Genomic DNA, 13,175 nt, shown 5'->3' with positions numbered 1-13,175 from the left:
GCCTCACCAGGTGTTGATACACGAGATCACGCGCGTGACCTCGTCGTCGGAGAGCTCGGGATAGCAGGGAAGCGTCAGGATCGAATCCACCAGATCGTCCGTCACCGAGAGTCCCGTCCAGTCTCCGAGTCCGGCGAGCGACGGCTGGCGGTAGTCCGGAACGGGATAGTGCACATCGGTCACGATGGAGGCCGAGGCGAGCCGGGCGCGCAGCGCCTCGCGATCGTCGCTGACGATGACATAGAGGTGGCTGACGAATTCCTCACCATGCGCCGGGGGGCATTGGACCCGCCGATGGACGATCTCCCGCGAGTAGCGGGTCGCGATGTCGCGGCGCCGCCTGTTCCAGTCGTCCAGGTGGGGAAGCTTGACGCGAAGGACGGCGGCCTGTATCTCGTCGAGGCGGCTGTTGCGTCCACCGCGTAGGCCGGCGCGATACTTCGACGTCCACCCGTACTGCCGCAGCCGCCGCACCCTCTCGGCAACCTCCGCGTCGCCGGTGACCACGGCGCCCCCGTCGCCGAGTGCCCCGAGATTCTTCGTCGGGTAGAAGCTGAAACCGGCCGCGGCACCGAAACTGCCGGCGCGCCGTCCGCCGCGCCGGGCGCCATGGGCCTGCGCGCAGTCCTCGAACACAGGGAGGTGGCCGGTGATGCCCAGGATCGCTTCCATGTCATGCATGAGCCCGAAGAGATGCGTCACCACGACGGCGTCGAGCTCGTCACCGCCGACGATCCGCTCGAGATGGGCGAGGTCCATCAGTTTCGTGCCTCGGTCCACGTCGACGAACACGGGATGCGCGCCGATGGCCATCAGGGCGGTCGTGGTGTACGTGCCGGCGTTCGCGACCGTGGCGACCCGGTTCCCGGCGCCGATGCCGAGGGCGCGGAGCCCGAGCTCGATCGCGTCGGTGCCGTTGGCCACACCCACGCAATGGGCTGTGCCGCAGTATTCGGCGAAATCCCGCTCGAAGGCCTCCCCATCCTTGCCCAAGATGTACCACCCGCTTCTCAGCACCCGTTCGACGGCGGTGCGCACAGCGGGCTCCGTCGAGGACGCGTGCCGGCCGAGATCATTGATCATGATCCGGTCCGCCCTTGTATCCGCGCTTTCCGGAGACAGGCAGGGCAAATATCGATCAACAGGATGCATCGTCAGACCCTTGCTGCGTGCGGCGGTCGAGAACGCCCAGATAGGCGAGTTATATCTAACGCCGAGGCGAAACGTGCACAACCCATCCGACACGCGCCGCCGCCTTTTCTGATCGAGCCATTACCTGGGCCTTGCCGTCCACAACGACACAGCGATTCATCCGGGTTGCCGTACCGCATCGGCAACCCCGTCGACCGGGTGAATCGTTACATTTCACCCAGAGCCATGAGGATTTAGGTCACGGTGGACGCCGGCGCGGTGCCCACCACGCCCCATCGGGGTAGCAACGGCGCGACGTCGCCGGCGAAGGACGATCCCGGTACAGATGGCGAGGGGCCGCTCGTCCCCGCTGTACACGGGCTGATCTCATCACATCGCACATGCGGCGGACCGGCGCCGGATCGGGCCGCGACATCGACCCGATTCCGGCGATGCCGCACGCAGCGCCTCCATAAAAGTCAGTGGACGACGACGATCTTATTCAGAGAAAACATCTCCGAGTCGCCCGAATTGGAACGGGAAGGGCGTGTCGTGATTGGTTACCTCGAGCTGTTCGTGGCACGCCGTTTACAGCCCCTCGGACGGCATCTCCGCGCAAATTATCAAATAGCACAAAATAGACTTCCGGACGGCGTCGTGCCAGATAGTAAAGATCGCTTTGCCTGGCGATTAACAGAGAGCGAACCAGGGGTAAGAGCTATTACAGCACCCTCCCATCAGGCCTTCAAATGGGGTCATAAACAGGACGGAACAGCGGTTTCAATCTTTACGGGCGGACCCCACGTAAAAACCAATGTCAGATGTTCGTGAGATCAGCGAGAAGTCGAGTACCATGCGCAAATCTCAGCCTCACAAAGGCGCACCCGAGCACCCCCACAAAACCGTTCACCACGTCCGCCGCCGGCTCGCGCTGCCGCTGGCCGCCATCCTTGCGATGGGCGTGATCGTCGCGACACCACGCGCCGCAGCCGCGGACGAGCCACCGGTGAGCATCGGCGACGCCGCGCCCTTCGGCACACTGGCCAGTTCGGCGGTGACCAACACCAACAGCACCGCGATCACCGGCGATCTCGGCGTGAGCCCCGGCACCACGGTGATCGGTTTCCCTCCCGGCACGGTGAGCGGAAGCACCCACGTCAACGACGCCACCGCGATCGCCGCCAAGGCGGACCTGGTGGACGCCTACGACGACATCAGCGACCGGACGCCGGACGCCACCGTGGCTTCCGCACTCGGCGGGACGACCAAGACCCCAGGCGTCTACAACTCCACCAACGGGACCTTCGGCATCAGCGGCACGCTGACGCTCGACGCCGAGAGCGACCCGGACGCGATCTTCATCTTCAAGGCGGCCAGCCTCACGACCTCGAACGTCAGCAACATCAACCTGGTCGGCGGTGCCCAGGCGGACAATGTCTTCTGGCAGCTCAGCGGCTCCGCGACCCTTGGCACGTACTGCACCTTCCGGGGGAACATCCTCGCGTCGGGCGGAGTCACGGTCAGCACCGGCGCGGCGGTCTTCGGCCGCCTCTTCTCGGTCAACAACGGGGTCACGCTGCAGGGTACGGAGGGCATTCCGGCGACCCGCATCACCGTTCCTGACGACCCACCGACCACCACGGCGCTGACCTCGTCGCTCAACCCCTCCCCCGTGGGGACCTCGGTCACCTTCACCGCCACGGTCGACGGCGACGTAGGGTCGCTGGTCCCCGAGGGTGACGTGGTCTTCAAGGACGGCTCGACCATCCTCGGCACAGACCACCACGGCGAAGATGGCCCCGCCACGCTAACCGTCTCCAACTTCGGCGCGGGCCAGCACCACATGACCGCCGTATTCCTGGGCGGCGTCACGTTCGACGGTGAGGATCCCATCTACTTCGCCCCCAGCAAGTCCCCCGTGCTCGTACAGAACGTGACGGCTTCCCTCTGGAGCGCCTCGGCGACGCCGGCGGGCCAGTCCACGGATGACAGGGCCGTCACGCTCGGCGTGAAATTCAAGTCATCCTCGAACGGGCTCGTCCATGGCATCCGGTTCTACAAAGGCACCGGCAACACCGGAACCCACACCGGAAGCATCTGGACCACCGGCGGAACACTCCTCGCAAGCGGCAGCTTCAGCGGTGAAACAGCCACCGGCTGGCAGAAGATGACCTTCTCCACACCTGTCGCCATCACCCCCAACACCACCTACATCGCGTCCTACCACACACCGACCGGGCTGTACTCCTACACCAATCAATACTTCACCACGCCATTCTCGAACGACCCGCTCACCGCCCTCGCGGACGGCGCGGAAGGCGGCAACGGCGTCTACACCTATGCCGCGACCAACACCTTCCCCACCAGCACCTACAACTCCAGGAACTACTGGGTCGACGTCTTGTTCACACCGTCGGACAGTCTCTGGGGCGCCTCGGCGACGCCGGCGGGCCAGTCCACGGACGACAGGGCCGTCACGCTCGGCGTGAAATTCAAGTCATCCTCGAACGGGCTCGTCCATGGCATCCGGTTCTACAAAGGCACCGGCAACACCGGAACCCACACCGGAAGCATCTGGACCACCGGCGGAACACTCCTCGCAAGCGGCAGCTTCAGCGGTGAAACAGCCACCGGCTGGCAGAAGATGACCTTCTCCACACCTGTCGCCATCACCGCCAACACCACCTACATCGCGTCCTACCACACACCGACCGGGCTGTACTCCTACACCAGGCCCTACTTCACCGACAAACACACGCGCGGTCCGCTCACCGCTTTCGAAGACGGCTTCCAAGGCGGCAACGGCGTCTACGCCTATGGCGCGACCAACACCTTCCCCACCAGCACCTACAACGCCAGCAACTACTGGGTCGACCCCGTGTTCGTCTCGCCGTAGCGGCTGGCGTCGTCGTAAGCCCGTGGCACCGATGGATTCACCGCTGATTGAGAGGCAGGTCAATAGCGGTGAATCCATCGCAATAGGTGGTCCCCCAGGCCGGTCCCGCGGGCGGCGGTCCGGCGGTGAGAATGCACTTCGTCTGGGACAGAGCGCCCTTCGCGGTCAGCACCGTGATCAGGAGGCTGCTGAGGGGCACGGCGGCTTCGGCCAACGAGACAGCGACCACGCCGCCGGGATAGCCCGGCACCGACGCGAGACTGTGCCACGCGCCCTCCGAAGGCGTCCGGGGATCCCGGATCCAGGTGATCTCGTCAGAGACGTACGCGGTGAAGTCCGTGTCGAACGGCGGGAATGTCAGGGAAAGAAGCGTCGTATCGACACTGGATTTCGTCGAGGACTCACCTTGCGGCCCCCTAGGACCCTGGGGGCCTTCCGGGCCGCGCCGGCCTTCCGGGCCTTGCGGGCCGCGCCGGCCTTCCGGGCCTTGCGGGCCTGCCGGACCGGGAAGTCCTCGCTCGCCGCGCGAGCCCGCCGGGCCGGCCACTCCTGGTTTCCCACGCCAGCCCCGCGGCCCGCGAAAAACACGCGCGCACCCATGACTCCAGCACGGGCCACAACGTCTCCTGTGGCAATGCGAGCGGGCGGCGACGGCGGCATGTCCCTCGCTCACCTGCCGGCCGGAAAGAGTCCTTTTCGTCGTTTCAGCGGTCGCGCTCGCCCGAGCCGTTCCCGGACCCGGCAGGGCCAATGCGCCACAGGCCATTATCAATGCGACGACCGATATACCCCGGCGAGGAATCACTCAGCCTCCCTTATGACGAAGAACGTCGCCGCTTTCAGGCGGCGCGAGCGGGAGATACCCAGGCGATGAAGCGCCGACGCCTGACTGGTATTACGCAAGCGGCAAACAGCCGACATCCCGAAATAAAGGAATTCTTTGTGTCCCGATATATGGCCTCATCACCGGCGGCTGAGCACTTGATGAAGGAGTACCGGTGATTCGCTCGGTGCGAAATACACCCAGGCCTCGTAAACCGCGGTGCCCCCGTTCACATAGACGGCGGTGATCTCGTGCACGCCTCTGGTGAGGCCGGAAGTCGTGAATGTCGCGATCCCCGTCGCATCCGCGTAGGCAGAACCGATGACGGTGGAGCCTTCTTTGAAGAGCACCGTGCCGGTAGGTCCGATCCCGCTGACGTCGCCGTCGACCTTGGCGGTGAAGGTGACCGGTTGCCCGTCACGGGAGGGGTTCGGCGACGAGGTGAGGGTCGTCGTGGTGGGTGGGTTGTAGGGCAAGGTGACCCGCGTGGCGGGCAGATAGGTGCTGCCCTCGATGTTGAGCTCCTCGTGGAGGGCCATGGTGCGCCCATAGACCGCTGCGCCGTACTCGATGTCGATCGCGTTCCACGCCAGAACGGTTCCCCGGAAAGTGGACCACTTACCCAGGGTCGCGTCGACGCCGACCTGCCAGATGACATGGTCGGCCTGGGCGCCGTTCAGCAGGTTGATGTTGCTGACCCGCGCTGTGTCCAAGGAGTCCGTCTGGAAGACGAAGTTCGCGTCCGGCTTCCCCTTGGCGTCGAGCGTGAGCGTTCCGTTGATGCGGAGGGCGCCGTCCGCGCTCTTGTGGACGCCAGGAGGGATGGTCTTGCCGCCCAGTTCCGACGGCACGATGGAGTCGGGTGGTAGCGCGGCCGCCTCCTGGTAGGCGGCCACCGCGTCCCTCTTCATCCATCGCGCCTCCGCGTTGTCTATTTCGACCTCTCCGCGGACCTCTCCCGGAGGGAAGCCCGTCACCACGTCCCCGGGAGTCACGGCGATATCCCCGGTGAGCGTGGTGAGCTGTGTGCTGGTGATCCTGGTTCCTGCCATCGCCACACAGTCATAGGCGTCGCCGAGAGCCACGCTGGTAGCCTGCCGCGCGCTCGCCTTGCGCGGTTCCCCGGTGAACATCCCCATCGCGAGGGCACCCACGACCACTGCGGCCAACCATGACGTAGGCAGGTTCTTGGTCATGCCCGCAAGTCTGACCACGTGGTCGGCGGGCATCCCCCAGCGACATCCGGCTTGAGCATTGTCATAGCCAGACTTTGTGCGGACGAGGGGGCGGTCCCGTTCGAAAGCCGCACGCCGGCCTCCGGACTTCCGGACGTACCGGGCAGGACGCGGGCGAACCAGGCGGCAGGTGTTCCGGCGGCCGTGACCAGGCAGAGCACCAGAGCCATCGTACGGAGCCGGCTCTGGCGTGCGACGCGCAGTACGGCAACAGCCAGCAGGGCCACACCCAGCAGCGCCACGTACGGCACATACAGCACGATGTCGTCCTGGCCCGGCGCCAGGGGAACCCTGACGTCGCAGAGCAGCCGGATGGCGAGGACGGCCGCCACCCCGGTGACCACCGCGCACACCACCGCTCCGACCGTCACGCCCGCCCGCCGGACGATGGCGGCCAGCCCGGCGACCGTGACCATCGCCAGGTAGGGACGGCCCGTCTGGAGGAAGTCCCCCTGCGACAGGCCCGAGTGGCCGAACCCGAGCACCGCCGCGCTCATGCCGAGCACCAGCACCACCGAGGACCGCAGGAACAGCCGTGGCCGGTGCAACAGGCCGAGCATCCCGCACCAGGTGATCAGCCCGCCCAGCAGCGTGACCCCCGGCGGGAAAGCCCACGGGAGCTCCGCCGCTTCACTCACGCCGACCCGGTCCCCCCACGCCCCATGCCTGATCGACAGCGGATCGGCCCCCTGGCGCGCACCACCGAACGGCACCAATCGCGCGAACACCAGGAACCCCACAGTCATCCCGAGCGCGGCGAGGGCGCGCCGGGGCAGCCAGAACCGCCTGGCCGTCTCGACCATCACGACCGCCGCCAGGCCCGCCGCGAGCAGAGGCAGGTAGATGGCCTTCGCCCCCACCACTGCCAGCAGCATGACGGCCAGGAGCACCCAGTGGCCCCGCGACCGCCGCCGGTCACCGAGAAGGTCAAGGAGAAGCAGGACGATCGGGGCGAACAGCAGGGCGCCGAAGGCCTGGGACGGGCTCATCCATGGCCGCACTGGCCCGGCGCCAGTGCCCGCGTACAGGCCGGGCGCCGCGACGAAGACCGTACCGGCGAGGGCGGCCAGCGCTCCCCCGCGCGAGCCCGTGATGCGGCGGCCGACCGCCCCGAGCAGAACGACCAGCGCGGCAAGGCGGGAGAGGAGGACGAGTGGCTCCATCTCGGTGATCCAGCCGGCCGCCGCGAGATGCGCGTGCGTGTCGACGGACGAGGTCGTGATGGCGGGCCGGGTGAGGGCCTGGGTTCCGAAGAAGTCGATGGCGGTCCACAGGATCAGGCAGATCACGATCACCGCGACGGACCATGACCACCACAGCGGCGTCCCGCCCGTGCGGGACTCGCTCCTCCAGCGGCCACGCAGCCGGGGGACAGCGAGGAAGAGCACGTACGTGCCGATCGGCCATGCCACGACGAGCAGGGGTGCCCCGATAGCGCGGGCCGGCATGTGAGCGAGCGCCTCCAGCGCGTAACCCAGCGTCACGCCGAGCGCGATCTCCTCGGGCAACGTGTGCGCACGCCGGTACAGAGCCCGAATCCACAACACGCCAGGAAGGGCGCAGCAGAACACGACGTAGAGGCTGAACAACCCCAGGTCCGAGAGGGAGACGCCGTACCAGCCCAGCACGGCTCCGACGGACGCGACTACGGCGGTCGCCGGCAGCCAGACGGAGAGGCGCGTCGGCAGCCGACGTCCAGCGGCGTGATCCTCCTGGGGCGGTGAGCCGGCCGGGCCGAGCCCCGGCGGGGAATCCAGAGGAAGCGACGCGGAACGCTGAAAGGGTGGGGCTTCGGCCATGCGCGCAAGCCTGACGGCGGCAACCGCCTGGTGTCTGAATACGGCGATGTTGCTTACCGACCCTTGGCAGGGGTTTTCCGTCGCCGGACCACGTCATACACCTGGCTGGCCCTCGCGCTGAACCAGCGCTCCAGGTCGATCAAGGGCAGCCGGGTGGTCGTGCTCGGACTCCTGCAAGACGAACGCGGGAGGCTGCCGCGAGTCCCCGCGATCGAGGTGGCCAGGACTATGCGCAAGCTGGGCGCTCACCTTCGTCTTCGACACGCGCAACCGCTGCCGGGGTCCCAACGTCGAGCGGCTGTGACGGACCCTCAGGGGGCTACCCGCCGTCGAGCAGGTAGCCCCCGGCGTCGCTAGAGCATGGCCTTCATCGAGTCGGTGGCCGACAGCACGTAGGGCTGCTCGGCCATGACCGCGTCCCAGTTGTCCGCGAGCGACTCCGGCGTGAGGTCGTCGGACTTCCAGCCGGGCCCCTCGGCCACGAACACCCGCGCCACCCGGCCGCCGCCGACGCTGAACACCTCGCCGCTCGGCGCGCACGACTCGTGAACCAGGTACGCCACCAGCGCGCTGACCCGCTCGGGCGTGAACTTGGCCTCGAACTCGGCCGGCAGCAGCGACTCGGTCATCCGCGTCCAGGCGATCGGCGCGATGGCGTTGGCCTTGATGCCACTGCGGGCGCCCTCGATGCCGAGCGTCTTGGTCAGGCCGACCAGCCCCATCTTGGCGGTGGAGTAGTTGGCCTGGCCGAAGTTGCCGAACAGACCCGCCGGGCTGGAGGTGTTGACGATGCGGCCGTAGCCGGCCTCCTTCATGTACGGGTAGGCGGCCTGGGAGACCAGGTAGGAGCCGCGCACGTGCACGGCCAGCACCCCGTCGAAATCCTCGACCGACATCTTCCCGAACGACCTGTCGCGCAGGATGCCCGCATTGTTGACGACGATGTCGATCTTGCCGAAGGCGTCGATCGCGGCCTGCGCGATCGCCCTGGCCCCGTCCGGCGTGGCCACATTGTCGGCGTTGGCGATGGCCTGGCCACCGTTCTTGGTGATGAGCTCGACCACCTCGGCGGCGGGACCCGCGGAGGCGCCGGTGCCGTCGAGCGCGCCACCGAGGTCGTTCACGACGACCTTGGCACCCCGCTCGGCCAGCAGGAGCGCGTGCGACCTGCCGAGACCGTGCCCGGCTCCCGTAATGATCGCGACCCTGTCATCGAACCGAAGCATCGAACCTCCAGCGCAGGAGAACAACGTTCTAGTAATGGCACAATAACCCGAGTCCGCTGCACCGTGACTGATCGTTGCGGATAGTGATCGAACAGTTCATTTTCTGCTAGAGTTCTGGGCTCCGCACGGGCGGCGCCCTCCAGCACCCGTCCGCCCTCCACCGGGCCTGGGAGGCCGGACATGCCGGTAAACACGCCCATTCGCGTGGTTCAGTGGGCCACCGGAGCCGTCGGCCGCTACGCGCTGCGCAGCGTGCTCAGCAGGCCGGGGCTGGAGCTCACGGGAGTCCTGGTCTATGACCCCGACAAGATCGGCAAGGACGCCGGCGAACTGGTCGGCCTGCCTTATACGGGCGTGTGCTGCACGGCCGACCCCGAACGCGTCATGGCCATCGACGCCGACTGCGTCCTGCACATGCCGCTGCCGGCCTCCTTCTTCGGCCCGGACCGGACCCTCGACCTGGAGACCATCTGCGCGCTGCTCGCCTCGGGCAAGAACGTCATCACGACCACCGGCTTCGTCTACCCCAAGTCGTATGGCCCGCGGGTGGTGGAGCGCATCGAGACCGCCTGCGCCAAGGGCGGCACCACGCTCCACGGCACCGGCATCAACCCGGGCTTCATGAGCGACTTCCTGCCGCTGGCCCTGACCGGACTGGCCGACCGGGTCGACCACATCTACGTGCGCGAATCATCGGACTTCCGCGGCCACCCGTCCCGCCAGGTCGTCGTGGACCTGATCGGGTTCACCCGCACGGCCAAGGACTACACGGCGGCGGTCCGGCCGTTCCGGACGTTCCAGCGCGCCCTCTTCGCCGAGAGCGTGCAACTCGTGGCCGACGCGCTCGACGTGCACCTCGACGAGGTGGAGGAGCGGGACGAGTTCGAGGTGGCCGGGCAGGCGTTCGAGATCGCGTCCGGCGTGGTCGAGGAGGGCGCGGTGTGCGCGTCGCGCTGGGTGTTCTCGGGCCTGGTGCGGGGGCGGCCGTTCATGACGGTCGAGGTGATCTACAAGGCCGACGCCCGAAAGGTGGATCGCTGGCCGGACCCGGGCTTCGCGATCCACATCGAGGGGGTGCCGCACATGACGATGGCCATCGACGAGGTCTCCCACGGCCTCGCCGCCGCAGCCGCCCACGCCATCAACGCCATCCCCGCCGTCTGCGCCGCCCCGCCCGGCATCTGCACCATCCTCGATCTCCCGCTTCCCACCGCCCGTGCCAGGGTCCGCACGAAATAGAAGAGAGAGATGATTTTTTCTCTCTCGCGATCGGTGCGTCACGCGCGAGTATTCCTTTCTTTTTCTTTTACGGCCGGCAGTGGCCAGCCCCACCCACTGCACGGGGCTTGGCCCTGTCCAGGGATACGCTCCTGAGGTGTGCGGGGCCGGCCACCGCGACGAGACGGTGAGACCACGGCCACCCCCAAGCAAAACCCACCTCCCTCCGGGACAAGAGACTCACTGTCTCCCGCGTTGTCGAGCCGGAGACACGCGCTCACGAATGGCTGGAGTCACCTGCTCACGAATGGCCGAGGGGACCTGCCCACGAATGGCCGAGGACGCCTGCTCACGAATGACGGCAGCCCTGGTCAACCGTGCGCACGTCACGGCGGCCAGCCCGCTCCACCGGAGGAGCGTGCCCCTGGACAGAGACCAGGCCCGTGCGGCGGGTGGGGCTGGCCACTGCCGGCCGTAATAAAAGAAATGAATGTCGGTTTTAGAAGTTAGTTGTGCGGAAGAAATCGCCCGTACTGGCCGCGGTGATAAAGGAGGGGACGGGCCGGAGTGGTGGAGGCGGCGGTGACGAGACCCACCACTAGCGTGTGGTCGCCTATTTCCACGGTTGTGTGCGGGATGCAGATGAGGTGCGCCGAGACGTCCTCCAGCAACGGTGTCTCGTGCGGGCCGGGACGCCACCGCGTGGGTGCGGCGAAGCGGTCGATGCCTCGGCGGGCGAAGCGGGTGGCCAGGTCGTGCTGGTGGCCGGCCAGGACGTTCACCGCGAAGTGGTCGGCCAGCCGGAGCCAGGGCCACGTGGTGGACGACTGGTCGACATAGAAGGACACCAGCGGCGGGTCGAGGCTGACCGAGGAGAACGAGGTCGCCGTGAGGCCCACCGGGACGCCTTCCGGCCTGGCCGTCACGATCACCACGCCGGCGGCGTGCTGGGCCAGGGCCGTGCGGAATTGGTCGGTGTCCAGGGAAATGGTCATCTCAGAGCTCCTTCCCTGGCGGCTGTCCGCGGCACGACGTGATCCGCTGTCTGCGGCACGACCTGATCCGCCCAGCGGGCCAGAGGCCCGTCAGCCGCATCCAGCTCTGGGAGTTCCGACTCCAGCAGTGCCAGACCCGGGGTGGGGACGAAGGCGCCCAGTTCCACCAGGAGGGGACGGAAGTGGACCTCCACCGCCAGCGCGTGCTTGGGGTGGCCCATGACGAGGATCGGCAGGGCCGCCGTGCCGGCCAGGGCGTTCGGCGGCAGCCGGTCCAGGAAGGCCTTGAGCAGGCCCGTGTAGGTCGCCTTGTAGGTGGGGCTGGCCACGACGGCCACCGAGGCGCTGGTGAGGAGTTCGAGGGCGAGCTCCACGCTCGCGTCGGCCTCCGGCTGGAGCAGCGTCGGGGCGAGGGCCGACAGGTCGATGACGTCCCTCGCGCCCGTGTGACCGAGCCGGGCGGCGATGGCGTCGGTGGCCGCGACCGCCGCCCCCAGCGTGCGAGACCCGGGACGCGGGTTGCCGACGACGGTGACGATGCTCATGCGGACACTCCTGACGTCACGATGTTCTTCGAGGCAGCTCCCAGTCCGTAGTGGTCGCGGAGGGTGCGGGCCTCGTAGTCCTTGCGGAACAGGCCGCGGATCTGCAGCTCGGGGACCACCTGGTCGACGAAGTCCGCGAGGCCGCCGGGCAGGTACGGGGGCATGATGTTGAAGCCGTCGGCCGCGCCGTTCTCGTACCACTCCTGGAGCTGGTCGGCGATCTGCTCAGGGGTGCCCGCGACGACCCGGTGGCCGCGGCCGCCGGCGAGCTTGTTGATGATCTCGCGGATCGACAGGTCGCCGCGGCCCGCCAGGTCCTTGATCAGCTTGATGCGGCTCTGCTGGCCGTCCGGGTTGGGAGGAATGTCGGGCAATGGGCCATCCAACGGGTAGCCGGTGAGGTCCACGCCAAGGATGTTCGAGAGCTGCTGCACGCCGTACGCCGGGACGATGAGGTCCTCCAGCTCCTTCTCCAGCCGCAGCGCCTCACGCTCGGTCGAGCCGATGATGGGCGAGATACCGGGCAGGATCTTGAGCTGGTACGGCGACCGCCCATACGCGGGGAGCCTGCCCTTGAGGTCGGCGTAGAACTCCTGGGCGTCTTCGAGGGTCTGCTGCGCGGTGAACACCGCCTCCGCGAACCTCGCCGCGAACTCCTTGCCGTCCTCCGACGACCCGGCCTGGACGAGGAGGGGGCGGCCCTGGGGTGAGCGCTGGATGTTCAGCGGGCCCTGCACCTTGAAGTGCGTGCCCACGTGGTCGATCGGCTTGATCCGCGAGACGTCGGCGTAGACGCCGCTTCGCCGGTCGCCGACGACCGCCCCCTCCGCCCAGCTCTCCCAGAGCGCGTTCGCCACCTCCAGGAACTCCTCGGCCCGGCGGTAGCGCTCGCCGTGCGGGGGGCGTTCGATGCCGAAGTTGCGGGCCTCGGCCTCGCCGGCGGAGGTGACGATGTTCCAGCCCGCCCGGCCGCCGCTGATGTGGTCCAGCGAGGCGAACTTGCGCGCCACGTGGAACGGCTCGTTGTACGTCGTGGACACGGTGGCGATCAGGCCGATGTGGTCGGTGACGGCGGCCAGGGCGGCGAGGAGGGTGAGGGGCTCCAGCCCGCCCAGCGCGTTGTGCCGGACATTTCCCCATAGGGCGAGGCCGTCGGCGAGGAACACCGAGTCCAGCTTGCCGCGTTCGGCGATCCGGGCCAGTTCCTGGTAGTGGCGGATGTCGGTGATGCGGCTCGGCTCGGTCAGCGGGTGCCGCCACGCGGCCTCGTGGTGTCCGACGCCCATCAGGAAGGCGTTCAGGTGCAT

Annotated in this window: 10 protein-coding genes; 2 read left to right on the top strand and 8 right to left on the bottom strand. The window is 67.7% G+C overall.

The annotated features are described in order from the left end of the window. Positions 1–3 precede the first annotated feature (3 nt). Positions 4–1,038 carry a DegT/DnrJ/EryC1/StrS family aminotransferase gene (locus tag AB0B91_RS49645; RefSeq protein ID WP_358336843.1) on the bottom strand — a complete coding sequence of 345 codons (1,035 nt, stop codon included), beginning with the start codon at positions 1,036–1,038 and terminating at the stop codon, positions 4–6. Between the two features lie 946 nt (positions 1,039–1,984). Between AB0B91_RS49645 and AB0B91_RS49640 the strand changes: the two genes are divergently transcribed. Continuing rightward, positions 1,985–4,027, top strand: coding sequence for a DUF4082 domain-containing protein (locus AB0B91_RS49640; protein WP_358336840.1), 2,043 nt, complete (start codon positions 1,985–1,987; stop codon positions 4,025–4,027). A gap of 37 nt (positions 4,028–4,064) precedes the next feature. Here AB0B91_RS49640 and AB0B91_RS49635 read toward each other — a convergent pair whose 3' ends face one another. From AB0B91_RS49635 to AB0B91_RS49620, 4 genes are all read right to left on the bottom strand, one after another. Then, positions 4,065–4,574, bottom strand: coding sequence for a hypothetical protein (locus AB0B91_RS49635; RefSeq protein ID WP_358336838.1), 510 nt, complete (start codon positions 4,572–4,574; stop codon positions 4,065–4,067). Between the two features lie 416 nt (positions 4,575–4,990). Continuing rightward, complete coding sequence (locus AB0B91_RS49630) at positions 4,991–6,046, bottom strand: ice-binding family protein (RefSeq protein ID WP_358336835.1); 1,056 nt, start codon at positions 6,044–6,046, stop codon at positions 4,991–4,993. Next, positions 6,043–7,884: a hypothetical protein gene (locus tag AB0B91_RS49625; protein ID WP_358336832.1), complete on the bottom strand. Its 1,842-nt coding sequence runs from the start codon at positions 7,882–7,884 to the stop codon at positions 6,043–6,045. The genes AB0B91_RS49630 and AB0B91_RS49625 overlap by 4 nt, the downstream gene beginning before the upstream one ends. A gap of 353 nt (positions 7,885–8,237) precedes the next feature. After that, on the bottom strand, positions 8,238–9,110 hold the full coding sequence (locus tag AB0B91_RS49620; protein WP_358336829.1) for an SDR family oxidoreductase: 873 nt from the start codon (positions 9,108–9,110) through the stop codon (positions 8,238–8,240). Positions 9,111–9,290: 180 nt separating this feature from the next. Here AB0B91_RS49620 and AB0B91_RS49615 point away from each other — a divergent pair, with 180 nt between their 5' ends. Beyond that, entirely contained in the window at positions 9,291–10,349 is a 1,059-nt protein-coding gene (locus AB0B91_RS49615; RefSeq protein WP_358336826.1) for a dihydrodipicolinate reductase, read from the top strand. A gap of 485 nt (positions 10,350–10,834) precedes the next feature. Here the strand turns inward: AB0B91_RS49615 and AB0B91_RS49610 are convergent, their stop codons facing one another. The 3 genes from AB0B91_RS49610 to AB0B91_RS49600 are packed head-to-tail and all read right to left on the bottom strand — an operon-like array spanning position 10,835 to position 13,175. Continuing rightward, entirely contained in the window at positions 10,835–11,323 is a 489-nt protein-coding gene (locus AB0B91_RS49610; protein WP_358336823.1) for a flavin reductase family protein, read from the bottom strand. After that, on the bottom strand, positions 11,320–11,868 hold the full coding sequence (locus tag AB0B91_RS49605) for an NAD(P)H-dependent oxidoreductase (RefSeq protein WP_358336820.1): 549 nt from the start codon (positions 11,866–11,868) through the stop codon (positions 11,320–11,322). The genes AB0B91_RS49610 and AB0B91_RS49605 overlap by 4 nt, the downstream gene beginning before the upstream one ends. After that, positions 11,865–13,175 carry an LLM class flavin-dependent oxidoreductase gene (locus AB0B91_RS49600; RefSeq protein WP_358337185.1) on the bottom strand — a complete coding sequence of 437 codons (1,311 nt, stop codon included), beginning with the start codon at positions 13,173–13,175 and terminating at the stop codon, positions 11,865–11,867. The genes AB0B91_RS49605 and AB0B91_RS49600 overlap by 4 nt, the downstream gene beginning before the upstream one ends.

The organism is Nonomuraea sp. NPDC049141 (genome assembly GCF_040648415.1).
Taxonomy (GTDB): domain Bacteria; phylum Actinomycetota; class Actinomycetes; order Streptosporangiales; family Streptosporangiaceae; genus Nonomuraea.
This window is presented reverse-complemented; position numbering and strand designations above follow the sequence as displayed.